Below are 24,836 nucleotides of genomic sequence, written 5' to 3' on the forward strand. Positions count from 1 at the left end.
TCGGCGATGTGACTAACGCGAATCGGGTCCGTACGTTCGACTCGGACCCGAACAGGGATCGAAAAAACTGAATCCACGAACCCCTGCGTGTGAATGGGACTGTGAGAGGCCGCGAGGCCTCGTCGGCCGCCGGACCGTCGTCCGGTGGGGTGCTCTACCTCCTGTTGTCGTGCCTGACCGAGACGGCACGCCCCAACCCATCGCTGGCCTGGCGACAGGCAATCGCACGTCCACCTCGAACTCGAGGGGGCGTGGTCATCGGCGCGCGCGTGGCGAAAGGAATGTACTTTGAAGAACCTCCGGAACAAGCTCACCATGGCCGTGATCGGTGGAGCGTTCGTTGCCGCTCCGCTGGCCCTGGGCACCGCAACCGCCAGCGCGGACAGCGTGAACTGGGATGCCATCGCGGCCTGCGAGTCCGGCGGTAACTGGGCCATCAACACCGGTAACGGGTACTACGGTGGCCTGCAGTTCTCGATGAGCACCTGGCGCGCCAACGGCGGCACCGGCTCCCCGCACACTGCCAGCAAGGCCGAGCAGATCCGCGTCGCGGAGAACACGCTGCGCAGCCAGGGCATCGGCGCGTGGCCGACCTGCGGCGGACGCGGCTAAGACACCTGAACGCAGAATGCGCCGGGCACCTCGGGTGCGCGGCGCATTCTGCGTTTCCGGGCGGCGCGGGTCAGCCCGGGGGCAGTCGGAACGCCGAGCCCGCCGCGATGCCGGCCAGATGCCGCGTGAGCACCGCCTCGGGGACCAGGACCGTGGCGCGACTGGCCGCGGCACTCAGCAACGCCGGTCGCAGGTTGACCACCCGGCCGACCGTCCTCGATTCCCACACCAGGCGCCGCAGCCGCGGTCGGCGAAACGCCGCATACCGGGCGAAGGCGGCGGCGAGGTCCGAACGCCCGTCGCCCACCAGGTGCGCCAGGATTGCGGCGTCTTCTACTCCCTGGCAGCCGCCCTGGCCCAGGTGCGGCCGCATCGGGTGGGCTGCGTCGCCGACCAGCACCACAGGTCCCGCGGCCCAGGTTCGTGCGGGCGCGCGGTCATAGAGGTCGTTGCGTAACACCGCGTCCTCGGCGGTGGCGGCCAGGACCGCGGGCACCGGATCGGCCCAACCCGCGAACTTTGCCCGCAGGTAGGCCAGCTCGCCGCCGGGGCAGCGGTGCCCCTCGGGCAGCCGCTGGGTGGCGAACCAATAGGTGCGGTCCGAGCCCAGCGGCACATGACCGACCTCCGTCCCGGCGCCCAGGGTCTCCCCGGCGAGGTCCGGGTCCAGCGTGACGTCGGCGACGCCGCGCCAGGCGGTATATCCGACGTAGCGGGCGGCCATCGGACCGTTGAGGTGGCGGGCCACCACCGAGTTCACGCCGTCGGCGCCGATGACGGCATCCGCCGAGAGTCGGGTCCCGTCGGCCGTGCGGACCGCGGCGCCCGACCCGGCTCGCTCCACCGCGGTGACCGCCACGCCATGGGACACGGTTCCCTCGGCGAGCCCGCCGACCAGGATGTCGCGCAGCGTGCGGCGCTGGATGACCACGAGCGGCTCACCGAGAGCGGTGATCATGCGCTGGGCCGACGGGCGACGCAACCAGGTGCCGTCATGCCAGCGCAGCGCCCCGGCGGTGATCCGTCCGCCCGCCTCGCGCACCGGGTCGCCCAGCCCGATCTCGTCGAGGGCGGCCAGCGCGTTCGGCCAGATACTGATGCCCGCCCCGAGCGCGGTGTCCTGGCGTTCCTCGAGCACGCGCACCGTGTGACCGCCCCGCTGCAGCGCCACCGCGGTGGCCAGGCCGGCGATGCCCGCTCCGATGACCAGGAACGACTTGCGCTGCGCATCTGAGCTGCCCGTCACGGGATCGAACCTATGCCACCCGGGGCTCGTATCTGTGGTCGCCGGGGTAAAAGGCCCCGTCGGCCGCCCAGGTGGCGGCGGTAGGTTGGCGGCATGGCCGAAAAACAAGGGGAGTCCGAGCGCGACTTCGACATTGTCCTGTACGGCGCGACCGGGTTCGTGGGCAAGCTGACCGCCGAGTATCTGTCCCGCGCGGGCACCGGCGCGCGCATCGCGCTGGCCGGGCGCTCCCCGGAGAAGGTGCTGGCGGTCCGCGACTCGCTGGGGTCGGCCGCCCAGGACTGGCAGATCCTGACCGCCGACGCCTCCTCGCCCTCGACCCTCAACGAGATGGCCGCGCGCACCCGGGTGGTGATCACCACCGTCGGTCCGTACGCGAAGTACGGTCTGCCGCTGGTCGCGGCGTGCGCGGCGGCCGGCACCGACTACGCCGACCTCACCGGCGAACCCAACTTCGTGCTCGAGAGTCTGGACCTCTACCACAAGCAGGCCATCGACACCGGCGCGCGCATCGTGCATGCCTGCGGCTTCGACTCCATCCCGTCGGATATGAGCGTGTACGCGCTCTACAAACGCGCCCAGGCCGACGGCGCCGGCGCGCTGCGCGACACCAACCTGGTGGTCCGTACCTTCGCGGGCGGGGTGTCCGGGGGCACCATGGCCTCGATGCTGGAGTTGATGACGGCGGCCTCGAAAGACCCGAAGCTGCGCGACGAGCTCAACGACCCCTACACGCTGAGCCCCGACCGCGGCGCCGAACCGAACCTTGGCGGTCAGCCCGACGTGCGGTGGCGGCGCGGCGCCGAGATCGCCCCGGAGCTGCGCGGCTATTGGACCGCGGCGTTCGCCATGGCCATGCCGAACAGTCGGATTGTCCGGCGCAGCAACGCATTACTCGACCACGCCTACGGTCGGAAGTTCGCCTACGGCGAGCAGATGAGCGTCGGCCGCTCGCCGTTGGCGCCGCTGGCGGCGGCCGCGGTCACCGGCGCCAACGCCGCGGCGCTGGGCCTGGGCAGCCGGTTCTTCAAATTCCTTCCGCGCAAGCTGGTCGACCGCGTGGTACCGAAGCCCGGCGAGGGCCCCAGCGAACAAACCCGCGAGCGTGGCCATTACACCATCGAGACCTATACGACCACCGAAACCGGAGTCCGGTACCGGGCCACGGTCGCCCAGCAGGGCGACCCCGGATACAAGGCCACCGCAGTACTGCTGGGGGAGACCGGGCTGGCGTTGGCCCTGGACCGCGACACCCTATCGCCGCTGCGTGGTGTGCTTACCCCGGCCGCGGCGGCCGGCGACGCGCTGCTGACCAGACTGCCCGCGGCGGGGGTCACCCTCACCACCGAGCGGCTGGGCTGATTCGGCCACGATCACCCCTGCGGCCAGATGGGTTGGACTATTGTCATCGGCGAAAACACATCCACTTGGCAGCAAAGATAGACAGAAGGTGAAGCATGGCCGGACTCGACGATCTGTTCGCCCAGATCCCGGTACAAGACATCGCGAACAAGCTCGGCGCGCCCCAGAGTGAGGTGAACAACGCCATCCATCAGCTGGTGCCGGCGTTGGTGGGTGGCCTGCACGTGAACGCCCAGAACGACGAGCAGGTGGCCAGCAAGATCGCCTCCTCGGCCGAACAGCATGCCGGCCTGCTCGACGGCGGGGTGACCGTCGACGACGTGGACGAGGACGACGGCGACAAGATCGTCGCCAACATCTTCGGCGGCAACAACAGCGACACGGTGGCCTCCGCGCTGGCCGGCGGCGGTGCCGGTGGCGCCGGTGGCGACCTGATCAAGCAGTTGCTGCCGATCCTGGCGCCCATCGTGCTGGCCTATATCGGCAAGCAGTTCGCCGGCAACAACGCCGGGGCGGCCCCGGCCCAGCAGGGCGGCGGCGGCATCGGTGACGTGCTGGGCAGCATCCTCGGCGCCGCGACGGGCGGCGGCGGTGGCGGCGGCAACAACAACGTGCTGGGCAGCATCCTGGGCAGCGTGCTCGGCGGTGGCAACAGCGGCAGCAACCCGATCGGCGACATCCTCGGCGGGCTGCTCGGCGGCAAGAAGTAACGATCTGTGACCCGGTAGCGCTCGCGCCGTAGCGAACGCGGCCGGCTCCGAAGGCCCCCGATCTCGGTCGAGGTCGGGGGCCTTCGCGTCGGTTTCCGGTGCTACCTAGAATCGATGGGTGACCGCCACCCCCAACACCCGCGCCGAATCCCTTCCGAAGTCCTGGGATCCGCAGGCCGTAGAGCAAGAGCTGTACCAGGGTTGGGTGGACGCCGGCTACTTCACGGCCGACCCCGCCAGCGAGAAGCCGGCCTACTCCATCGTGCTGCCGCCACCCAATGTCACCGGCAGCCTGCACATGGGCCACGCGCTCGACCACACCCTGATGGACGCCCTGACCCGCCGCAAGCGGATGCAGGGCTTCGAGGTGCTGTGGCTGCCGGGCATGGACCACGCCGGCATCGCCACCCAGAGCGTCGTCGAGAAACAGCTCGCCGCCGAGGGCAAGACCAAGGCAGACCTGGGACGCGAGCAGTTCATCGAGAAGGTCTGGGACTGGAAGCGCGAGTCGGGCGGCACCATCGGCGATCAGATGCGCCGGATCGGCGACGGCGTCGACTGGAGCCGTGACCGCTTCACCATGGACGAGGGGCTGTCCCGGGCGGTCCGCACGATCTTCAAACGCCTGTACGACGCCGGCCTGATCTACCAGGCCGAGCGCCTGGTCAACTGGTCACCGGTGCTCCAGACCGCCATCAGCGACCTCGAGGTCAAGTACTCCGACGTCGAGGGTGAGCTGGTGTCGTTCCGGTACGGCTCGATGTCCGACGACGAACCACACTTGGTGGTGGCCACCACCCGGGTCGAAACGATGTTGGGTGATACCGCCATCGCGGTGCATCCCGACGACGAGCGGTACCGCGCCCTGGTCGGCACCACGCTCCCGCACCCGTTCCTGGACCGCGACATCGTGATCGTCGCCGACTCGCACGTCGATCCCGAGTTCGGCACCGGTGCGGTCAAGGTGACCCCGGCGCACGACCCGAACGACTTCGAGATCGGACTGCGGCACAACCTGCCGATGCCGACGATGATGGACACCAAGGGCCGGATCGCCGACACCGGAACCGAATTCGACGGGATGGACCGGTTCGAGGCGCGGGTGGCGATCCGGGAGGCGCTGGCCGCGCAGGGCCGCATCGTCGAGGAGAAGCGTCCCTACCTGCACAGCGTGGGTCACTCCGAGCGCAGCGGCGAGCCGATCGAGCCGCGGTTGAGCCTGCAGTGGTGGGTCAAGGTGGAGTCGCTGGCCAAGGCCGCCGGCGACGCGGTGCGCAACGGCGACACCGTGATTCACCCGCCGAGCCTGGAACCGCGCTGGTTCGGCTGGGTCGACGACATGCACGACTGGTGCATCTCCCGTCAGCTGTGGTGGGGGCACCGCATCCCGATCTGGCACGGACCGAACGGGGAAAAGGTGTGCGTCGGCCCCGACGAGGCGCCGCCGGCGGGCTGGGAACAGGACCCCGACGTGTTGGACACCTGGTTCTCCTCGGCGCTGTGGCCGTTCTCGACCATGGGTTGGCCGGACCGCACCCCGGAACTCGAGAAGTTCTATCCCACGACGGTGCTGGTGACCGGCTACGACATCTTGTTCTTCTGGGTCGCCCGGATGATGATGTTCGGCACCTTCGTCGGCGACGACGCGGCCATCACCGGCGACGGCGCCCGCGGTCCGCAGGTGCCGTTCCAGAATGTGTTCCTGCACGGCCTGATTCGCGACGAGTTCGGCAGCAAGATGAGCAAGTCGAAGGGCAACGGCATCGACCCGCTGGACTGGGTCGAGCTGTTCGGCGCCGACGCGCTGCGGTTCACGCTGGCCCGGGGCGCCAGTCCCGGCGGTGACCTGTCGATCGGCGAGGATCACGCCCGGGCGTCCCGGAACTTCGCCACCAAGGTGTTCAACGCGACCCGGTTTGCACTGATGAACGGCGCGGCCCCGGCGGACCTGCCGGCGCTCGAGGCGCTCACCGACGCCGACCGCTGGATCCTGGGCCGCTTGGAACAGGTTCGCGCCGAGGTGGATTCGGCGTTCGACAGCTACGAATTCAGCCGGGCGTGCGAGTCGTTGTACCACTTCGCCTGGGACGAATTCTGTGACTGGTATGTGGAACTCGCGAAGGTGCAGATCGGCATCCAGGACGAGGCCGCCAAGACGCACACCGCCGCGGTGTTGGCCACCGTGCTCGACAGTCTGCTCAAGCTGCTGCACCCGGTGATGCCGTTCGTCACCGAGGCGCTGTGGAAGGCGCTGACCGGCGCCGAGTCGATCGTGATCGCGCCGTGGCCGGAGCCGAGCGGGATCGCGCTGGATCCGCAGGCGAGCACGCGGGTTGCCGACATGCAGAAGCTGGTCACCGAGGTGCGCCGGTTCCGCAGCGACCAGGGCCTGGCCGACCGGCAGAAGGTGCCGGCGCGGCTGTCCGGGATCGACGCGGCCGACGTGGCGTCGCAGCTGCCGGCGATCAACGCGCTGGCCTGGCTGACGGTCGCCGAGGACGGCTTCACCCCGACCGCCTCGATCGAGGTGCGTCTCACCCGGGGCACCGTGCTGGTCGAGGTCGACACCTCCGGCACGGTCGACGTCGCGGCCGAACGCCGCCGGCTGGAGAAGGACCTGGCCGCCGCGCAGAAGGAATTGAGCGGCACCACAGCCAAGTTGGGCAACGAGGCGTTCTTGGCCAAGGCACCCGAGCCGGTGGTCGCGAAGATCCGCGAGCGTCAGCGCTTGGCGACCGAGGAAGTCGAGCGCATCAGCTCCAGGCTGGACTCGTTGCCGCATGACTGACCCGACACCGGACGAGGTCGCCGCGCTGCTGCAGGTCGAGCATCTGCTCGACCAGCGCTGGCCGGAAACCAAGATCGAGCCGTCGACCGCGCGCATCTCGGCGTTGTTGGAGCTGCTGGGTTCGCCCCAACTGTCCTATCCCTGCATCCACGTGGCGGGCACCAACGGCAAGACGTCGGTTGCGCGGATCATCGACGCGCTGCTGACCGCGCTGCACCGCCGGACCGGACGCACCACCAGTCCGCACCTGCAGTCGGCCGTCGAGCGCATCGCAATCGACGGAAAACCCATCAGCCCAGCGCTTTACGTGGACACTTACCGCGAGCTCGAGCCGTTCATCCAGCTGGTCGACCAGCAGTCCGAGGGCGGCGCCCTCGGCCAGCCCGGCCCGCCGATGAGCAAGTTCGAGGTGCTCACGGCGATGGCCTTCGCGGCGTTCGCCGACGCTCCCGTCGACATCGCGGTCGTCGAGGTGGGACTGGGTGGCCGCTGGGACGCGACCAATGTGATCAACGCCCCCGTCGCGGTCCTCACCCCGATCGAGGTCGACCACGCCGAGTTCCTCGGCACCGACATCGCCGGAATCGCCAGGGAGAAGGCGGGCGTGATCAAACGCCAGCCGGACGACCTGGTGCCAATCGACACCGTCGCCGTCATCGCCGAGCAGCAACCCGAGGTCATGGAGGTGCTGCTGGCCCAGGCGATCGAAGCCGACGCGGCGGTGGCGCGCGAGGGTTCCGAGTTCGCGGTGCTGAGCTGGCAGGTGGCCGTGGGCGGGCAACTGCTGGAGTTGCAAGGCCTCGGTGGCGTGTACCCCGAGGTCTTTCTGCCGCTGCACGGCGCGCACCAGGCGCACAACGCCGTGGTTGCGCTGGCGGCGGTGGAGGCGTTCTTCGGCGCCGGCGCCGACCGTCAACTCGACGTCGACGCGGTGCGGGCCGGCTTCGCCGCCGTCGCCAGCCCGGGGCGATTGGAACGGATGCGGAGTGCCCCAACGGTTTTCATCGACGCCGCGCACAACCCGGCGGGGGCGTCGGCGCTGACCGCCGCGCTGGCCGAGGAGTTCGACTTCCGGCACCTGGTGGGTGTCATCGCGGTGATGGGGGACAAGGACGTCGACGGCATCCTCGCGGCGCTCGAGCCCGCGTTCGACCAGATCGTGGTCACCCACAACGGCTCCCCGCGCGGGATGGACGTCGCGGACCTGGCGCTGCGGGCCGAGGCACGGTTCGGCCCGGAGCGCGTGATCGTCGCCGCGACGCTGCCCGACGCCATCGAGACCGCGACGGCGGTGGCCGAGGACGCCGGCGCGGACGCGGCGATGTCCGGCACCGGCATCGTCATCACCGGATCGGTCGTCACCGCCGGCGCCGCGCGCACATTGTTCGGGAGGGAACCGCAGTGACCGATCAGGCACCGACACCGCAGGCACCGGATCCGTGGAAGAGCTTCCGCGGCGTCATGGCCGCCACGCTCATCCTCGAGGCGATCGTCGTATTGCTCGCGCTGCCGGTGGTCGGCACCGTCGGAGGCGGCCTGACGCCGTTCTCGACGACCTTCCTGGTGGCGTTCGCGGTGTTGCTGGTGCTGATGGCGGGCATCCAGGGCAGGTCCTGGGCGATCTGGGCCAACCTGGGTGTGCAGGTGGTGCTGATCGCCGGTTGGGCGCTGTATCCCGGCGTCGGGTTCATCGGCGTCATCTTCGCCGTGGTCTGGCTGATGATCGTCTACCTGCGTGCCGAGGTGTTGCGCCGGCAGCGGCGCGGTTTGCTGCCGGGGCAGCAGGGACCGCCCGCCTCGGAGTGAGGGCACCATCGGTGCGGTGAGGTACCCGCCCGTTCCCCGGTTCCGCACCGTCGTCGTCGCGGCGATGTCCGCGGGGGTCGTCGCCGCGCTGGTCCAGTGCAGCCCGGCGCGCCCGGAACCACCCCGGCCCGAGGCCGGCACCGTCGCGCCGTCGTCGAGCGTCGTCGCGCCGCCGTCCCCGTCGCCGTCGTCGTCCCCGTCCCCGTCCCCGTCGTCGTCGCCGTCGCCCCCGGCTCCGCCGCCCCCGGGGCCACCGCAGGACCCGCCGGCGGCCACCGTCCATCCGGTCAGCGCCGCCGAGCTGGGACCGAGTTGGCGGCCGGACTGCCCGGTCCCGCCGCGCCAGCTTCGGCGGGTCAGCCTGAACCACATCGACTTCCAGGGCCGCCCCCAGCGCGGCGACCTGGTGGTGCACCAGGAGCTGGTCCCGGAGGTCATCGAGATCTTCGAGGAACTGCACCGGATGCGGTATCCGATCGCGAAGATGCGCACCCTCGACCACTATCCGGACGCCTCCGACGAACTGTCGATGGAGGACAACAACACCTCGGCGTTCAACTGCCGGCGCATCCCCGGCAGCGGGAGCTGGTCGTTTCACGCCTACGGCCGGGCCATCGACATCAACCCGGTGCTCAACCCGTTCATCGACGGCAGCGGCACGGTCGAACCCCGCAACGGCGCCCGGTTCGTCGACCGCCGCCGCGTGGACCCCGGCACGTTGCACGACGGCGGCTCGGCGGTGCTGGCGTTCACCGACCGCGGCTGGCGCTGGGGCGGCCACTGGCGTAGCCCGCTGGACTATCAACACTTCGAACGCGGGTGAGCGTCGATGGCCTGTTTCGGCACCCGGTACGCTGATCGCCGTGACTGAGCGGACCCTCGTATTGATCAAGCCCGACGGTGTGGAGCGACAGCTGATCGGGGAGATCATCAGCCGCATCGAACGCAAGGGGCTGTCGATCGCCGCGCTCGAACTGCGCAACGTCAGCGACGAGACCGCCCGCGCGCACTACGCGGAGCACGAGGACAAGCCGTTCTTCGCCTCACTGCTGGAATTCATCACCTCCGGCCCGGTCGTGGCCGCGATCCTGGAGGGCCCCCGCGCCGTGGCCGCGTTCCGGCAGCTGGCCGGCGGCACCGACCCGGTGGAGAAGGCCACGCCCGGCACCATCCGCGGTGATTTCGGCCTGGAGACGCAGTTCAATCTGGTGCACGGCTCGGATTCGACCGAGTCCGCCGAGCGCGAGATCGCGCTCTGGTTCCCCGAAAGCTGATTTCCGCTCCTCGGCGGCAAATTTCCAGCCTGGTCCGACGGCTCGGTGCGGTGTGGGATACTGACTGCGGGTGAACGTCGCCAAAACCGGCGGCGAACGTCCGGATGAAGACTTTGACGAGCGCGACCACCGCTACCAGCGATGCGGCGCCGACCGTCCCAGCCGTCATTCAACCAGGCACCGAGTGGGCCCCCTGAGAACCTTCAGAGCTGCTCGGGGCGAGACCATGACAATCCCGGGAAGCCACCCGGGTGAATAACGGAGGCCCTCGCGCGGCCGCGTCCTCATGACGCGCCCGGGGGCTAAAGGAGAATACGTGGACCACGATGGCCAAATCCATGACGACACCAACCCCGACACCGCGGCCGGCGCCGCGGCTCCTGAGCACCCGGACATTCCCGACCGGTTGAGGGTGCATTCGCTGGCTCGGGTGCTCGGCACCACCAGCCGGCGGGTTCTCGACGCACTGATCGAATTCGACGGTCGCTCCCGCAGCGCGCATTCCAGCGTGGACCGCGCCGACGCGGTGCGGGTGCGGGATCTGCTCGCGGCCGCGGACAGCGCCGAGGCGGCCAAGAGTGCAGAAACCGAGGCCGCTCCCGAGGCCGATGTGAGCACGGAGACCCCCGAGACGATCGAGGCGCCCGCCTCCGAGGTGACAGCGGAGCTCGAGGCGGCCCCCGAAGCGGCCCAGACGCCCGAGGAACCGGAATCGCGGCTGTTGCTCGAGACCCCGGAACCCGCCGGCGAGGCCGCGCCGGTCGCCGACTACCTGCCGCTGTTCGTGGCACCGCAGCCCGTGCAGCCGTGGCGCGCGGAGCGCAGCGACGACGACGCCGAGGACACCAAGACCGACGTCGAGGAGAGTGACGACCACGGCGACGACGATCAGGGCGACGGCGACGATGACGACCAGTCGGGCCGCCCCGCCAACCGGCGTCGGCGCCGCGGCCGTCGGGGCCGTGGACGCGGCCGCGGCGGGGACAGCGCGGGCGACACCGACGGCGACGACGACCAGGACGACGAGAAGTCGGACGACGACACCCAGGACTCCGCCGGCGACGACTCCGACGAGCAGGGCTCCGACGACGACAGCTCCGACGACGACGACAACGGCGGCAGCGACGGGGCAACCCGACGTCGGCGCCGCCGGCGTCGCCGCAAGTCCGGTTCCAGCGACGACAGCGACAACGGCTCGCCCGATGACCCGCCCAACACCGTGGTCCACGAGCGCGCGCCCCGCAAGAGCAAGAGCGACAACGACGAGATCCAGGGGATCACGGGGTCGACCCGCCTGGAGGCCAAGCGGCAGCGGCGCCGGGACGGCCGCGACGCGGGCCGGCGCCGGCCGCCGATCCTGTCCGAGGCGGAATTCCTCGCCCGCCGCGAGGCCGTCGACCGCGTCATGGTGGTGCGCGACAAGGTGCGCGCCGAGCCGCCGCATGCCGGCGCGCGGTACACGCAGATCGCGGTGCTCGAGGACGGCGTGGTGGTCGAGCACTTCGTCACCTCGGCCGGTTCGGCCTCGCTGGTGGGCAACATCTACCTCGGCATCGTGCAGAACGTGCTGCCGTCGATGGAGGCGGCCTTCGTCGACATCGGCCGCGGACGCAACGGTGTGCTCTACGCCGGCGAGGTGAACTGGGAGGCCGCCGGCCTCGGCGGCGCCAACCGCAAGATCGAGCAGGCGCTCAAGCCCGGCGACTACGTGGTGGTCCAGGTCAGCAAGGATCCCGTCGGCCACAAGGGCGCCCGGCTGACCACCCAGGTGTCCCTGGCCGGCCGCTACCTGGTCTACGTGCCCGGCGCCTCCTCCACCGGGATCAGCCGCAAGCTGCCCGACACCGAGCGCCAGCGACTCAAGGAGATCCTGCGCGAGGTCGTCCCGCCCGACGCCGGGGTGATCATCCGCACGGCCTCCGAGGGCGTGAAGGAAGAGGGCATCCGCGACGATGTGACCCGGCTGCAGGAACGTTGGAAGCAGATCGAGGCCAAGGCGGAGGAGACCAAGAAGAAGGCCGCCGGGGCCGCGGTGCCGCTCTACGAGGAGCCCGACGTCCTGGTCAAGGTCATCCGTGACCTGTTCAACGAAGACTTCTCCGGGTTGATCGTCTCCGGTGACAACGCCTGGAGCACCATCAACGACTACGTGAATTCGGTTGCCCCGGAACTGCTTCCGAAGCTCACCAAGTACGAGCCGGCCGAGGGCGGCCCCGACGTGTTCGCCGTCCACCGGATCGACGAGCAGCTCACCAAGGCCATGGACCGCAAGGTGTGGCTGCCCTCGGGCGGCACGCTGGTGATCGACCGCACCGAGGCGATGACCGTCGTCGACGTCAACACCGGCAAGTTCACCGGGGCCGGCGGCAACCTCGAACAGACCGTCACCAAGAACAACCTCGAGGCGGCCGAGGAGATCGTGCGGCAGCTACGCCTGCGCGACATCGGCGGCATCGTGGTCATCGACTTCATCGACATGGTCCTCGAGGCCAACCGGGATCTGGTGTTGCGCCGCCTGACCGAGGCGCTGGCCCGAGACCGGACCCGCCACCAGGTCTCCGAGGTGACCTCGCTGGGGTTGGTGCAGCTGACGCGCAAGCGGCTCGGCACCGGCCTGATCGAGGCGTTCTCCACGACATGCACTCACTGCGCCGGCCGCGGGATCGTGATGCACGCCGATCCGGTGGACGCCGCGCCGCCGGCTGCCCGCAGATCCGACTCCGGCGGCGGCAGCCGACGCAGCCGGCGGGGCAAGAAGGGGCGCACCGAGGATTCCACGCCGGTGGTGGCCAAGGTGCCCACGCCTGCGGGCGAGCACCCGATGTTCAAGGCCATGGCGGAGGCCAGCGGCAAGCCCGAGGACGAGGATTCGACCGCGGAGGAGTCGGAGGACACCCAGCGGGCCGCCGTTTCGACCGCCGAAGGCGACGACAGCGCGCGTGCCGACGAGGACACCCGCGAGCAGTTCCGTGACGACGCCGACGAGACCGACGCCGACGAGATCGAGGACGGCGAGGACGAGAACGACGAGGGTGACGACGAGACCGACGTCGAAGATGAGATCGACCTCGACGACGACGATGAGGACGCCGACGAGGAAGACTTCGAGCCCATCGATCTCGTCGACTCCGACGACGAGGACTCCGACGAGGAGGACGACGACGACTCCGACGAGGAGGACGACGACGACTCGGACGAGGACGAGGACTCCGACGACGAGGACGAGGACGAGGAAGACTCTGACGAGGACTCCGACGACGACTCGGATGACGAGGACGATGACCAGGATGCGACGGTCGGCACCGCCGTCAGCGCACCGGCAGGCCGTCACCGGCGACGCCGCGCCGCGGCGCGTCCGGCCGGCCCGCCGCGCTGAGGACCGGACGGTTTGACCCTCTACCCGCTGGTCACGTAACCTTGAGCAGTTGTCTGTAGGCCCTCGGTAACCTCGGGAGGCCCGCAGCGGCGGACGGCGGCGGTGAAACGGCCGCGGCTCCGCACCCAGACCCGCGCTCGCAGCCTTCGGGTGGCGCGCGCCCGCTAGACCCAGACGAAGCAAAGGAACAGGGCAAACGATGGCGACATATGCAATCGTCAAGACCGGTGGCAAGCAGTACAAGGTTGCCGCCGGTGACGTGCTCAAGGTCGAGAAGCTCGAAGTCGAGCCCGGCGCCACGGTCGAGCTGCCCGTTGCTCTGGTCGTCGATGGAGCCAAGGTCACCAGCGACGCCAAGGATCTGGCCAAGGTCGCCGTCACCGGTGAGGTGCTCGAGCACATCAAGGGCCCCAAGATCCGCATCCACAAGTTCAAGAACAAGACCGGCTATCACAAGCGGCAGGGTCACCGTCAGCCTCTGACGGTGCTCAAGGTCACCGGCATCAAGTAACGACGGAGCGAACGACATGGCACACAAAAAGGGCGCTTCCAGCTCACGTAACGGTCGCGATTCGAATGCCCAGCGCCTCGGCGTGAAGCGGTTCGGCGGGCAGGTCGTCAAGGCCGGCGAGATCCTGGTCCGCCAGCGCGGCACGCACTTCCACCCCGGCGTCAACGTCGGTCGCGGTGGCGACGACACGCTGTTTGCGCTGTCCGCCGGTTCGGTCGAGTTCGGCAGCAAGCGTGGTCGCAAGACCGTCAACATCGTTCCGGCTGACGCCTGAGTAATCGAGGACTTCTCCGCGATGTGAAGCTGCTGCGAGTTCTCGTCTCCTCGCGCTAGCTTCACATTCGACGAAAGGTTCCTCCCATGCCCCGGTTTGTCGACCGCGTGGTGATTCACGCGCGGGCAGGTTCCGGCGGTAACGGTTGCGCCTCGGTGCACCGCGAGAAGTTCAAGCCTCTCGGCGGACCCGACGGTGGCAACGGTGGTCGCGGCGGCAGCATCGTGCTGGTCGTCGACCCGCAGGTCCACACCCTGTTGGACTTCCACTTCCACCCGCACGTGGTGGCCCCGTCGGGCAAGCAGGGCGCGGGCAGCAATCGCGACGGCGCGGCCGGCGCCGACCTCGAGGTGAAGGTGCCCGACGGCACCGTCGTCCTCGACGATCAGGGGCGGCTGCTGGCCGATCTGGTCGGAGCCGGGACGCGGTTCGAGGCGGCGGTCGGCGGCCGGGGCGGGCTGGGCAATGCGGCGCTGGCCTCCCGCGCGCGCAAGGCGCCGGGCTTCGCCCTGTTGGGCGAAAAGGGCGACGAGCGCGATCTGATCCTGGAACTGAAGACCGTGGCCGATGTGGGCCTGGTCGGATTCCCGTCGGCCGGCAAATCGTCGCTGGTGTCCACCATCTCGGCGGCCAAGCCGAAGATCGCCGACTACCCGTTCACCACGCTGGTCCCGAACCTGGGCGTGGTGTCGGCGGGGGAGAACACCTTCACCGTCGCCGACGTACCGGGCCTGATCCCGGGCGCCTCCGAGGGCCGGGGCCTGGGTCTGGACTTCCTGCGACACCTCGAACGGTGCGCGGTGTTGGTGCACGTCATCGACTGCGCCACCATGGAACCGGGCCGCGACCCGGTCTCCGACATCGACGCGCTGGAGGCCGAACTGGCGGCCTATCAACCGTCGCTGCAAGGAGATTCGGCGCTCGGTGACCTGGCCGACCGGCCCCGCGCGGTGGTGCTCAACAAGATCGACATCCCCGACGCCAAGGAACTCGCCGAGTTCGTCCGTCCCGACATCGAGGAGCGCGGCTGGCCCGTGTTCGAGATCTCGACCGTGAGCCGAGAAGGACTGCGGCCCTTGATCTTCGGGCTATGGGACATGGTCGCGGCATACCGCGCGGCGCAGCCGGTGCTGGCCCCGCGGCGGCCGGTGATCCGGCCGATCCCCGTCGACGAGACCAGCTTCACCGTCGAATCCGACGGGCAGGGCGGCTTCGTGGTGCGCGGCACCCGGCCCGAGCGCTGGATCGCCCAGACCAACTTCGACAACGACGAGGCCGTGGGTTATCTGGCGGATCGCCTGGCCCGCCTGGGCGTCGAGGACGAACTGCTGAAACTGGGTGCCCAGCCGGGCTGCGAAGTGACGATCGGTGACATGACCTTCGACTGGGAACCGCAGACCCCGGCGGGCGTCGACGTCACACCGACCGGCCGCGGCACCGATGTGCGCCTCGAACGCACCGACCGGGTGGGCGCTGCCGAACGCAAGGCGGCCCGCCGCGAACGTCGGCAGTCCGACGACGACGTGGACCGATGAGTCAGCACCGCGAGGCGATCCGGACCGCGCGGTCGGTGGTCGTCAAGATCGGTACCACGGCGTTGACCACGCCGACCGGCAAGTTCGACCCGTCCCGACTGCAGTATCTGGCCGACTCGATCGAGGCCCGGATGCGGGCGGGCTCGGATGTGGTGATCGTGTCCTCGGGTGCGATCGCCGCCGGCATCGAACCGCTGGGGTTGTCCCGGCGTCCCGTCGACCTGGCGACGAAGCAGGCCGCGGCCAGCGTCGGGCAGGTGGCCCTGGTGAATTCGTGGAGCGCGGCGTTCGGCCACTACGGCCGCACCGTCGGCCAGGTGTTGCTGTCGGCGCACGACTTCTCGATGCGCGTGCAACACACCAACGCGCAACGGACGCTGGACCGGCTGCGGTCCCTGCACGCGGTCGCCATCGTCAACGAGAACGACACCGTGGCCACCAACGAGATCCGGTTCGGTGACAACGACCGGCTTTCGGCATTGGTGGCGCATCTGGTCGGGGCGGACGCGCTGGTCCTGCTCAGCGACGTCGACGGCCTCTACGACGGCGACCCGCGCAAGGCCACACCGGAGCGCCCGGCGCGCTTCATCCCGGAGGTGTCCGGCCCGGAAGACCTGGCGGATGTGACCGCGGGGCAGGGCAGTCACCTGGGCACCGGGGGCATGGTCTCGAAGCTGTCGTCGGCGCTGTTGGCCGCCGACGCCGGCGTGCCCGTCCTGTTGGCGCCGGCCGCGGAGGCCAAGACCGCGCTGACGGACGCCTCGGTGGGCACGGTGTTCGCGCCCCGGGCCACCCGGATGTCGGCGCGGCGCTTCTGGGTGCGCTACGCCGCGGAGGCGACCGGGGCCCTGACCCTCGACGACGGCGCGGTGCGCGCCGTGGTGCAGCAGCGTCGTTCGCTGTTGCCCGCCGGCATCACCGCGGTCTCCGGCCGGTTCCTCGGCGGTGACGTGGTGGAGTTGCACGCGCCCGACGCGACGGTGGTCGGCCGCGGGGTGGTGGCGTATGACGCCGCGGAGCTGAGCACCATGCTGGGGCGGTCCACCGCCGATCTGCCCGCCGAGTTGCGTCGTCCGGCGGTACACGCCGACGACCTGGTGGCCGGCTAGGGATTTCGGGCGGCTCGGCGCACCGAAATCACCCGCGCAGCGGCGTCAGATACAAAGTGCTCCACACGATTTCGGTGAGTACTTCGGCCAGCTCGGCGTCATAGGAGCGGGGCTGGGTCGGCAGATTCTGCTGACAGGTTCGTTCCACCATCCAGGTCAGCGTGGTGGCGGTGGTGGCCGCGGGCAGCTCGGTGCGGATCGAGCCGTCGGCCTGGCCGGCGGTGATCACCCGGGCCACTCCGGTGCTGACCCCGGCGAGTAGCTCGCGGTAGGTGTCGCGGACGGCGGCGTCGTAGGGCGCCAGTTCGTTGAGCGCGACCAGCACCGGTTGATGTTGCCGATAGACGGCGATGATCGCGGCCATGCCCGCATGCAGATCGGCGGGGCGCCGACGGTCTGCCACCGACCACCAGAGTTGTGCCGCGTCGGTGAGGTCGGTGAACACCTGGGTGGCCAGGCGGCGCAGCAGATGGCCCTTGTCCTCGAAGTAGACGTAGAAGCTGGCCCTGGAGATCCCCGCCTCGGTGGCCAGCCGGTCCACGCTGAGTTCGGTGAAGCTGGCGCCGTCGCTCATCAGCCGGTCGGTGGCCTCCAGTAGTTGGCGCTCGATGCGTTCCCGCCGCTGCGTGCGGTTGGCCTGGGGCTTGCGGGTCACTGAGGCCATGAACCCAGCGTAACCGACCGTCTTGCAGCTTGACTAGACATCATGTCTAGGCTTAATGTCGGCGGCATGACCTCTGTGATGCCCAACACACCGCCGGCGGCCCCCGGCGATCGTCCGTACGACCCCATCGACCTGTCCTCCCGCGCGTTCTGGTCCACCACCGCCGTCGACCGCGAGCGCTCGTTCGCCGAACTGCGTGCCGAGCGGCCGGTGAGCTGGCACCGACGGGTCGAGGACTCGCTGATGCCGAGCCCCGAGGACAAGGGGTTCTGGGCGATCACCCGGCACGCCGACATCGTCGAGGTCAGCCGCAACAGCGAGGTGTTCCTCTCCGGCCACGGCGTGCTGTTCGAGAACGTTCCGCAGGAACTGCTGGAGGCCTCGCAGTCGTTCCTGGCCATGGATCCGCCCCGGCACACCCTGATCCGCAAGGTGGTCCATTCCGCGTTCACCCCGCGTCAGGTGCGGCGCATCGAGGACTCGATCAAGGCCAGCGCCAAGGACATCGTCACCGAGCTGCGCGAGGCCGGCAGTGGCGCGGACTTCGTCCACTACTGCTCGAAGGAACTGCCGCTGCGCACCCTGGCGGACATGGTCGGCATCCCCGAATCCGAGCGCGTCCAGGTGGCCGACGCCGCCGACGCGCTGGTGTCCTGGGCCGACCCGGAGTACCTGAACGGGCGCGACGCCATGGAGGTGCTCGTCGGTAGCCAGATGTACCTGCACCAGGTGGCGTTGGCGCTGGCCGCCGAGCGCCGGGAGAACCCCGGTGACGACCTGTTCAGCGCGCTGGTCCAGGCCGAGGTCGAGGGCTCGCGGCTGACCGATCCCGAGATCGCGGCGTTCTTCGTGCTGCTGGCGGTGGCCGGCAACGACACCACCCGGCAGACCACCAGCCACGGGATGAAGGCGCTCTGCGACTTCCCCGACCAGCGCGAGTGGCTGGTCGCCGACTTCGACAAGCGCATCGGCCTGGCGGTCGAGGAGCTGATCCGGTGGGCCAGCCCGGTGATGACCTTCCGGCGCACCGCCGCCACCGACTACGAGCTGCGCGGCCAGCAGATCAAGGCGGGCGAGAAGGTGGTCATGTTCTACCCGTCGGGCAACTGGGACACCGAGGTCTTCGACCATCCCGAGCGCCTGGACCTGGGCCGCGACCCGAACCCGCACGTGGGCTTCGGCGGCGGCGGCCGGCACTTCTGCCTCGGCGCGCACGTGGCCCGCGCGCAACTCCGGGCGATCTTCGGTGAGCTGCTGCAACAGCTGCCGGATCTGCAGGTGGGCGAACCCTCCTACGTGGCGGGCAACTTCATCCACGCGGTCCGGAGCATGCCCACCCACTGGTGACGTCGGCGTGATCCACCACGGTCAGCGTGTGACATCACGCCGAAATCACCGGGGTGAGCTCGCCGGCCAGCAGGGTGAGGATCTCCGAGCAACCGGCGACCAGCTTGACCGTGGCCAAATCGTCGCCGCGGGTGGCGCCACGATTGACGATCGCCACCGGCATCCCGCGCGCCGCGGCATGCCGGACAAAACGGTAACCGGAGAACACCGTCAGCGACGACCCCGCCACCAGCAGCGCGTCGGCAGCGTCGACCAGTGAATAGGCCTGCTGGACAACCTCTTTGGCGACGTTCTCGCCGAAGTAGACGATGTCGGGCTTGAGGATGCCGGTGCAGCGCGGACAGTCGAGGTAGCGGAACGCCGCGATGGACGCCGGATCGGAGACCAGCGCGTCCGCGTCGGGCGCGACCCCGATACCGCCGACGGGTTCGGCCCGTTCGGCGAAACCGGGATTGCGGGCGTGCAGTTCCTCGGCCAACGCCGCTCGGCTCATGGTCAGCCCGCAACCCAGGCAGATCACCTGGGCGTAGGTGCCGTGCAGGTTGATCACCACGCGGCTACCGGCCTTGGTGTGCAGCAGGTCGACGTTCTGGGTGATCACCCCGACGACGACTCCGGCGGCCTCCAGCGCGGCCAGCGCGCGGTGCCCGGCATTCGGCGCGCTGGCATCCATGTGTCGCCAACCCACATGGTTACGCGCCCAGTAGCGCCGCCGGAATTCCGGCCCCGACAGGAACTGGCTGATGGTCATCGGGTTGCTCGCCGGGGAGTCCGGGCCGCGGTAGTCGGGGATTCCGGAATCGGTGGACAATCCGGCGCCGGTGAGTACCGCGATGCGCCGGCCGCTCAACACGCCGACGAGCTCCGAAATGCCCACGGCACCGAGCGTAGCGATCCGTCGGATCAGCCGTTGTCCTCAACCCGCCGTGGCAGGGTGTCCAGCGGCGCTGATGGTGGTGCCCTTGGCGAATTCTTGGTGGATTCTTGGAGCGGTGTTACGGGTACGAAAAGGGCGGGTCACACGATTCGTTGGTGCCCTGTCACCAGATCTTGACGTCGAGCAGGAAGAATGGCAGCCGATGGACTTCTACAGCGTCTACCAGCACGGGTTCGTCCGCGTGGCCGCCTGCACGCTGCACACGACGCTCGCCGACCCCGACGCCAACGCGGCGGCGGTGCTGAGCACCGCCCGGGAATGCCACGACGAGGGCGTGGCGTTGGCGGTGTTTCCCGAGCTGACCCTGACCGGCTACTCGATCGAGGACATCCTGCTGCAGGACACCCTGCTCGACGCGGTGGAACGGGCGCTGGCCGACCTGGCGGCGGCCACGGCGGAACTGCTGCCGGTGCTGGTGGTCGGCGCCCCGCTGCGATTCGGTAACCGGGTGTACAACACCGCGGTGGTCATCCACCGCGGCACCGTGCTGGGTGTGGTGCCCAAGTCCTATGTGCCCAACTACCGCGAGTTCTACGAACGTCGGCAACTGGCCGCCGGCGACGACGAGCGCGGGCTGATCACCGTCGGCGGGTTCGAGGCGCCGTTCGGGTCCGATCTGTTGTTCGCCGCCGCGGACCACCCGGATTTCGTGCTGCACGTGGAGATCTGCGAGGACATGTGGGTGCCGGTCCCGCCGAGCGCCCGCGCGGCGTTGGCCGGAGCGACGGTGTTGGCGAACCTGTCCGGCAGCCCGATCACCGTGGGCCGCGCCGAGGATCGCAAGCTGATGGCGCGCTCGGCGTCCTCGCGGTGCCTGGCCGCGTACGTCTACGCCGCCGCCGGCGAGGGGGAGTCCACCACCGACCTGGCCTGGGACGGCCAGACCATGATCTACGAAAACGGGGTGCTGCTCGCCGAATCCGAGCGCTTCCCCAAGGGTCCGCTGCGCAGCGTCGCCGACGTCGACGTGTCCCTGCTGCGCGCCGAACGGTTGCGGATGGGCACCTTCGACGACAACCGCCGCACCTTCGGTATCGACCAAAGCAGCGTCCGCCGAGTGGAATTCGCCCTCGATCCGCCCGACGGCGACATCGGCCTGCGCCGGCGGGTGGAACGTTTCCCGTTCGTGCCCTCGGACCCGAGCCGGTTGCAGCAGGACTGCTACGAGGCCTACAACATTCAGGTCGCGGGGCTGGAACAGCGGCTGCGGGCGCTGAACTATCCGAAGATCGTCCTCGGGGTCTCGGGCGGCCTGGATTCGACGCACGCGCTGATCGTGGCGGCGCGGGCGATGGACCGGGAGGGCCGGCCCCGCAGCGACATCCTGGCATTCACCCTGCCCGGCTTCGCGACCGGCGACCGCACCAAGGGCAACGCCATCGCACTGTCGCAGGCCCTCGGGGTCACGTTCGCCGAGATCGACATCCGCGACACCGCCAAGCTGATGTTGACCGAGATGGACCACCCGTTCGGCCGCGGCGAGGAGGTCTACGACGTCACCTTCGAGAACGTGCAGGCCGGTCTGCGCACCGACTACCTGTTCCGGTTGGCCAACCAGCGCGGCGGGATCGTGCTGGGCACCGGGGACCTCTCGGAACTGGCGCTGGGCTGGTCCACCTACGGCGTGGGCGACCAGATGTCGCACTACAACGTCAACGGGGGAGTGCCGAAAACCCTGATCCAGCACCTCATCCGGTGGGTCATCTCCAGCGGGCAGTTCGACGACGACGTCGATGCGGTGTTGCAGTCGGTGCTCGACACCGAGATTTCTCCCGAACTGGTGCCCACCGGGGAGGACGAGGAGATCCAGAGCACCGAGTCCAAGATCGGCCCCTATGTGCTGCAGGACTTTTCGCTGTTCCAGGTGCTCCGGTACGGCTTCGGGCCGGCCAAGGTGGCGTTCCTGGCGTGGCACGCCTGGCACGACGCCGAGCAGGGGCACTGGCCGATGGGCTACCCGCTGGACAAGCGCCCGTCGTACTCGCTCAAGGAAATTCGGCACTGGTTGCAGGTGTTCGCGCAGCGCTTCTACTCGTTCAGCCAGTTCAAGCGTTCCGCGCTGCCCAACGGCCCCAAGGTGTCCGCCGGCGGGTCGCTGTCGCCGCGCGGGGACTGGCGCGCGCCGTCGGACATGTCGGCGCGGATCTGGCTCGACGCGATCGACCGTGAGGTGCCCGAGGGCTGAGACGCAGCGGGGCCGGCTCAGCCGGCCCCGAGGGCGAGCACGTCCTCGATGGCCTCGTCGGTGGGGGCGCAGTCGCCGGCCCCCGGGGTCAGGGTGGCCAGGGCGCCCGCGGCGCACGCCCGGCGCAACGCCTCGCGCGGGTCTCGGGACCAGCCCGCGGCGAGCACGCCGGCGAACACGTCACCGGCGCCGCTGGTGTCGAGCGCCTCGACGGCCGGGGAACTCACGGCGAACTCGCCGTTGGGGCCCGTGTAGGTCGCCCCGTCGGCACCTCGGGTGATCACCAGGTGCGGTACCGGCCACCGCCACTGTGCCGCCTCGGACTCGTTGACCACCACTACGTCGACCTCGGCGGCCAACTCGGCCAGCAGCGCCGGATCGGCACCGGGTGGGGACGCGTTGAGCAGCACCGTCGCCCCCGTGGAGCGGGCCTGGCGGGCTGCGGCCAGCGCCGTCGGCAGCGGAATCTCCAACTGCAGCAGCAGCACGTCGCAGTCCCCGACGATGTCGCGCACCCGCTGGGAGTCCAACGTCAGGTGCGCGTTGGCGCCGGGCGCCACCACGATCACGTTCTCGGCGGAGTCCTCCTCGACCAGGATCACGGCGGCGCCGCTGGGTACCGGCAGGGTGCTGACGCCGTCGAGTCCGACGCCGTTGTCGCGCAGGTGGGCGCGGAGCCGATGCGCAGCGGTGTCCTCGCCGAGGGCGGCGACCAACTGCACCTGCGCGCCCGCCCGGGCCGCGGCCACCGCCTGGTTACCGCCCTTGCCGCCGGGTCCCAGGCTCGAGGAGGCCGCCAGCACGGTTTCGCCGGGACGTGGTAAGGCGGGGACGCCGTAGACCGCGTCGAGGTTCACGCTGCCGACCACCGTCACCCGAGCCACCCGGCCAGGCTAACCCGCCGAACACCCGATACGCTGGGCTAATGAATCTGCAAGCAGCCACGCTTTCGGATACCCAGGCCGACCTGCGCGCGCAGGTACACGACGCCGCGCGCCGCGCCCGGGCCGCATCGCGCGCCGTGGCCGCGCTGACCACCACCGTCAAGGACCAGGCCCTGCACGCCGCGGCCGATGCCGTGTTGGCCGCCGTCGACCAGATCCTGGCTGCCAATGGTGAGGACCTGACCGCCGCCCGCGCCGCGGGCACCCCCGAGGCCATGCTCGACCGGCTTGCGCTGAACCCGCAGCGGGTCGAGGGCATCGCGGCCGGGCTGCGCCAGGTGGCGGGCCTGCCGGACCCCGTCGGTGAGGTGCTGCGCGGCCGCACCCTGCCCAACGGCCTGCAGCTGCGCCAGCAGCGCGTCCCGCTGGGCGTGGTCGGCATCGTCTACGAGGGCCGGCCCAACGTCACCGTCGACGCCTTCGGGCTCACCCTGAAGTCCGGCAACGCCGTGCTGCTGCGCGGCAGTTCCTCGGCGGCCCGGTCCAACGCGGCGCTGGTGTCGGTGCTGCGCGACGCGCTGTCGGGGCAGGGCCTGCCGGCCGACGCGGTGCAGCTGCTGCCCAGCTCCGACCGCGCCAGCGTCACCCACCTGATCCAGGCCCGCGGCCTGGTCGACGTGGTGATCCCGCGCGGTGGCGCCGGTCTGATCGAGGCCGTGGTGCGCGACGCGACGGTGCCCACCATCGAGACCGGCGTCGGCAACTGCCACGTCTACATCGACACCGCGGCCGACCTGGACGTCGCCGAACGCATCCTGCTGAACTCCAAGACCCGCCGGCCCAGCGTCTGCAACGCCGCCGAGACCCTGCTGCTCGACCGGGCGCTGGCCGACACCGCGGTGCGGCGGCTGACCGACGCCCTGACCGACGCCGGGGTCGCGGTCCACGCGAAGCCCAGCGAAGACCAGTTGCGCGCCGAGTTCCTGTCGTTGGACATGGCGGTGGCCGTCGTCGACGGCGTCGACGGTGCGATCGCGCACATCAACGAGTACGGCACCGGCCACACCGAGGCCATCGTCACCACCGATCTGGCTGCGGCGCAACGCTTCACCGAACAGGTCGACGCCGCGGCGGTGATGGTGAACGCCTCGACGTCGTTCACCGACGGTGAGCAATTCGGGTTCGGCGCCGAAATCGGTATCTCGACCCAGAAGCTGCATGCCCGCGGGCCCATGGGACTGTCGGAGCTGACCTCGAGCAAATGGATTGTTTGGGGCGACGGTCAGATCCGGCCCGCCTGATGAGTAACGAGGAGCTTTCTTTGGACACCCCAGCTCGGCCCGCGCCGCTGTTCACCGACATCGACGACGTGACCCGTCGCCTCACCGAGACCGGTTATCTGCCCGACACCGCCACCGCCACCGCCGTCTACCTGGCCGACCAGCTGGGCAAGCCGCTGCTGGTGGAGGGGCCGGCCGGCGTCGGCAAGACCGAACTGGCGCGCGCGGTGGCGCAGTCGACCGGGGCCGGGCTGGTGCGGCTGCAGTGCTACGAGGGCGTCGACGAGGCGCGCGCGCTCTACGAGTGGAACCACGCCAAGCAGATCCTGCGCATCCAGACCGCCAACGCCGCCGGGGGCGGCGACTGGGACCAGACCAAGACGGACGTGTTCAGCGAGGAGTTCCTGCTGCAGCGCCCGCTGCTGACCGCCATCCGGCGCACCGAGCCGACCGTGCTGTTGATCGACGAGACCGACAAGGCCGACATCGAGATCGAGGGCCTGCTGCTCGAGGTGTTGTCCGACTTCGCGGTCACCGTCCCGGAACTGGGCACCATCACCGCCGAGCGCAAACCGTTCGTGGTGCTGACCTCGAACGCCACCCGCGAACTGTCCGAGGCGCTCAAGCGGCGCTGCCTGTTCCTGCACATCGACTTCCCCGACGCCGACCTGGAGCGCCGGATCCTGCTGTCGCGGGTGCCGGAGCTGCCGGAGAAGCTGGCCGAGGAACTGGTGCGCATCATCGGTGTGCTGCGCGGCATGCAGCTCAAGAAGGTGCCGTCGGTGGCCGAGACCATCGACTGGGGCCGCACGGTGCTGGCGCTGGGCATGGACACCATCGACGACGCGACCATCGCCGCGACCCTCGGTGTCGTCCTCAAGCACCAGTCCGATCAGACCAAGGCCAGCTCCGAGCTCCGGCTCAACTGAAGGCCTG

General features: G+C 69.8%; 21 protein-coding genes. 17 read left to right on the forward strand and 4 right to left on the reverse strand.

Going from position 1 to position 24,836, the window contains the following annotated elements; genetic code table 11:
• Positions 1 to 315 precede the first annotated feature (315 nt).
• The gene (locus R2K23_RS08060; RefSeq protein WP_396893558.1) at positions 316 to 612 is read left to right on the forward strand and encodes a transglycosylase family protein; all 297 of its coding nucleotides are present in this window, start codon (positions 316 to 318) and stop codon (positions 610 to 612) included.
• Positions 613 to 682: 70 nt separating this feature from the next.
• On the opposite strand, the gene R2K23_RS08065 is transcribed toward R2K23_RS08060, so the two are convergent.
• The gene (locus tag R2K23_RS08065; protein ID WP_316515865.1) at positions 683 to 1,858 is read right to left on the reverse strand and encodes an FAD-dependent monooxygenase; all 1,176 of its coding nucleotides are present in this window, start codon (positions 1,856 to 1,858) and stop codon (positions 683 to 685) included.
• Positions 1,859 to 1,951: 93 nt separating this feature from the next.
• Here R2K23_RS08065 and R2K23_RS08070 point away from each other — a divergent pair, with 93 nt between their 5' ends.
• From R2K23_RS08070 to proB, 12 genes are all read left to right on the forward strand, one after another.
• Positions 1,952 to 3,220, forward strand: coding sequence for a saccharopine dehydrogenase family protein (locus R2K23_RS08070; RefSeq protein ID WP_316515867.1), 1,269 nt, complete (start codon positions 1,952 to 1,954; stop codon positions 3,218 to 3,220).
• 95 nt (positions 3,221 to 3,315) lie between these two features.
• On the forward strand, positions 3,316 to 3,930 hold the full coding sequence (locus tag R2K23_RS08075) for a DUF937 domain-containing protein (RefSeq protein ID WP_316515869.1): 615 nt from the start codon (positions 3,316 to 3,318) through the stop codon (positions 3,928 to 3,930).
• A gap of 118 nt (positions 3,931 to 4,048) precedes the next feature.
• Positions 4,049 to 6,718, forward strand: coding sequence for a valine--tRNA ligase (locus R2K23_RS08080; protein WP_316515871.1), 2,670 nt, complete (start codon positions 4,049 to 4,051; stop codon positions 6,716 to 6,718).
• Complete coding sequence (gene folC, locus R2K23_RS08085; RefSeq protein ID WP_316515873.1) at positions 6,711 to 8,123, forward strand: bifunctional tetrahydrofolate synthase/dihydrofolate synthase; 1,413 nt, start codon at positions 6,711 to 6,713, stop codon at positions 8,121 to 8,123. Before R2K23_RS08080 ends, folC begins: the two co-directional genes overlap by 8 nt.
• A 56-nt stretch (positions 8,124 to 8,179) precedes the next feature.
• Positions 8,180 to 8,524, forward strand: a complete 345-nt coding sequence (locus R2K23_RS08090) for a DUF4233 domain-containing protein (protein ID WP_396893560.1) — start codon at positions 8,180 to 8,182, stop codon at positions 8,522 to 8,524.
• A gap of 16 nt (positions 8,525 to 8,540) precedes the next feature.
• Entirely contained in the window at positions 8,541 to 9,347 is an 807-nt protein-coding gene (locus R2K23_RS08095) for a M15 family metallopeptidase (protein ID WP_316515876.1), read from the forward strand.
• 40 nt (positions 9,348 to 9,387) lie between these two features.
• Positions 9,388 to 9,798: a nucleoside-diphosphate kinase gene (ndk, locus tag R2K23_RS08100; RefSeq protein WP_316515877.1), complete on the forward strand. Its 411-nt coding sequence runs from the start codon at positions 9,388 to 9,390 to the stop codon at positions 9,796 to 9,798.
• 316 nt (positions 9,799 to 10,114) lie between these two features.
• Complete coding sequence (gene rne, locus R2K23_RS08105) at positions 10,115 to 13,174, forward strand: ribonuclease E (RefSeq protein WP_396893258.1); 3,060 nt, start codon at positions 10,115 to 10,117, stop codon at positions 13,172 to 13,174.
• Positions 13,175 to 13,373: 199 nt separating this feature from the next.
• The gene (gene rplU / locus R2K23_RS08110) at positions 13,374 to 13,685 is read left to right on the forward strand and encodes a 50S ribosomal protein L21 (RefSeq protein ID WP_316515880.1); all 312 of its coding nucleotides are present in this window, start codon (positions 13,374 to 13,376) and stop codon (positions 13,683 to 13,685) included.
• A 16-nt stretch (positions 13,686 to 13,701) separates the two neighbouring features.
• The gene (gene rpmA / locus R2K23_RS08115) at positions 13,702 to 13,959 is read left to right on the forward strand and encodes a 50S ribosomal protein L27 (protein WP_126333234.1); all 258 of its coding nucleotides are present in this window, start codon (positions 13,702 to 13,704) and stop codon (positions 13,957 to 13,959) included.
• An 86-nt stretch (positions 13,960 to 14,045) separates the two neighbouring features.
• On the forward strand, positions 14,046 to 15,494 hold the full coding sequence (obgE, locus tag R2K23_RS08120) for a GTPase ObgE (RefSeq protein ID WP_316515883.1): 1,449 nt from the start codon (positions 14,046 to 14,048) through the stop codon (positions 15,492 to 15,494).
• Positions 15,491 to 16,603: a glutamate 5-kinase gene (gene proB / locus R2K23_RS08125; protein WP_316515885.1), complete on the forward strand. Its 1,113-nt coding sequence runs from the start codon at positions 15,491 to 15,493 to the stop codon at positions 16,601 to 16,603. The genes obgE and proB overlap by 4 nt, the downstream gene beginning before the upstream one ends.
• Before the next feature lie 28 nt (positions 16,604 to 16,631).
• Here proB and R2K23_RS08130 read toward each other — a convergent pair whose 3' ends face one another.
• Positions 16,632 to 17,267, reverse strand: a complete 636-nt coding sequence (locus R2K23_RS08130) for a TetR/AcrR family transcriptional regulator (protein ID WP_316515886.1) — start codon at positions 17,265 to 17,267, stop codon at positions 16,632 to 16,634.
• A gap of 66 nt (positions 17,268 to 17,333) precedes the next feature.
• On the opposite strand from R2K23_RS08130, the gene R2K23_RS08135 reads away from it, so the two are divergent.
• Entirely contained in the window at positions 17,334 to 18,614 is a 1,281-nt protein-coding gene (locus tag R2K23_RS08135; RefSeq protein WP_316515887.1) for a cytochrome P450, read from the forward strand.
• Positions 18,615 to 18,648: 34 nt separating this feature from the next.
• Here R2K23_RS08135 and R2K23_RS08140 read toward each other — a convergent pair whose 3' ends face one another.
• On the reverse strand, positions 18,649 to 19,491 hold the full coding sequence (locus R2K23_RS08140; protein ID WP_316515889.1) for a Sir2 family NAD-dependent protein deacetylase: 843 nt from the start codon (positions 19,489 to 19,491) through the stop codon (positions 18,649 to 18,651).
• 202 nt (positions 19,492 to 19,693) lie between these two features.
• Here R2K23_RS08140 and R2K23_RS08145 point away from each other — a divergent pair, with 202 nt between their 5' ends.
• Positions 19,694 to 21,736: an NAD(+) synthase gene (locus R2K23_RS08145; RefSeq protein ID WP_316515891.1), complete on the forward strand. Its 2,043-nt coding sequence runs from the start codon at positions 19,694 to 19,696 to the stop codon at positions 21,734 to 21,736.
• Positions 21,737 to 21,753: 17 nt separating this feature from the next.
• On the opposite strand, the gene R2K23_RS08150 is transcribed toward R2K23_RS08145, so the two are convergent.
• Positions 21,754 to 22,620, reverse strand: coding sequence for a ribokinase (locus R2K23_RS08150; RefSeq protein ID WP_316515894.1), 867 nt, complete (start codon positions 22,618 to 22,620; stop codon positions 21,754 to 21,756).
• Between the two features lie 41 nt (positions 22,621 to 22,661).
• Between R2K23_RS08150 and R2K23_RS08155 the strand changes: the two genes are divergently transcribed.
• Together R2K23_RS08155 and R2K23_RS08160 are read left to right on the forward strand one after the other, a co-directional pair.
• A complete protein-coding gene (locus R2K23_RS08155; protein WP_316515895.1) occupies positions 22,662 to 23,921 on the forward strand; it encodes a glutamate-5-semialdehyde dehydrogenase in 1,260 nt (419 codons plus the stop codon).
• 20 nt (positions 23,922 to 23,941) lie between these two features.
• Positions 23,942 to 24,829: an AAA family ATPase gene (locus R2K23_RS08160; RefSeq protein ID WP_316515896.1), complete on the forward strand. Its 888-nt coding sequence runs from the start codon at positions 23,942 to 23,944 to the stop codon at positions 24,827 to 24,829.
• The last annotated feature ends 7 nt before the right edge of the window (positions 24,830 to 24,836 follow it).

The sequence above is a fragment of the Mycolicibacterium sp. MU0050 genome, from assembly GCF_963378085.1.
Lineage (GTDB): Bacteria > Actinomycetota > Actinomycetes > Mycobacteriales > Mycobacteriaceae > Mycobacterium > Mycobacterium wendilense.

What these genes read in the sequence shown, in the direction of transcription:
- R2K23_RS08070 (WP_316515867.1), top strand. Translation starts at nt 1,952, where the DNA reads ATGGCCGAAAAACAAGGGGAGTCCGAGCGCGACTTCGACATTGTCCTG.
- R2K23_RS08075 (WP_316515869.1), top strand. Translation starts at nt 3,316, where the DNA reads ATGGCCGGACTCGACGATCTGTTCGCCCAGATCCCGGTACAAGACATC.
- R2K23_RS08135 (WP_316515887.1), top strand. Translation starts at nt 17,334, where the DNA reads ATGACCTCTGTGATGCCCAACACACCGCCGGCGGCCCCCGGCGATCGT.
- R2K23_RS08090 (WP_396893560.1), top strand. Translation starts at nt 8,180, where the DNA reads ATGGCCGCCACGCTCATCCTCGAGGCGATCGTCGTATTGCTCGCGCTG.
- obgE (WP_316515883.1), top strand. Translation starts at nt 14,046, where the DNA reads ATGCCCCGGTTTGTCGACCGCGTGGTGATTCACGCGCGGGCAGGTTCC.
- R2K23_RS08155 (WP_316515895.1), top strand. Translation starts at nt 22,662, where the DNA reads ATGAATCTGCAAGCAGCCACGCTTTCGGATACCCAGGCCGACCTGCGC.
- R2K23_RS08130 (WP_316515886.1), bottom strand. Translation starts at nt 17,267, where the DNA reads ATGGCCTCAGTGACCCGCAAGCCCCAGGCCAACCGCACGCAGCGGCGG.
- R2K23_RS08145 (WP_316515891.1), top strand. Translation starts at nt 19,694, where the DNA reads ATGGACTTCTACAGCGTCTACCAGCACGGGTTCGTCCGCGTGGCCGCC.
- folC (WP_316515873.1), top strand. Translation starts at nt 6,711, where the DNA reads ATGACTGACCCGACACCGGACGAGGTCGCCGCGCTGCTGCAGGTCGAG.
- rpmA (WP_126333234.1), top strand. Translation starts at nt 13,702, where the DNA reads ATGGCACACAAAAAGGGCGCTTCCAGCTCACGTAACGGTCGCGATTCG.
- proB (WP_316515885.1), top strand. Translation starts at nt 15,491, where the DNA reads ATGAGTCAGCACCGCGAGGCGATCCGGACCGCGCGGTCGGTGGTCGTC.
- R2K23_RS08060 (WP_396893558.1), top strand. Translation starts at nt 316, where the DNA reads ATGGCCGTGATCGGTGGAGCGTTCGTTGCCGCTCCGCTGGCCCTGGGC.
- rplU (WP_316515880.1), top strand. Translation starts at nt 13,374, where the DNA reads ATGGCGACATATGCAATCGTCAAGACCGGTGGCAAGCAGTACAAGGTT.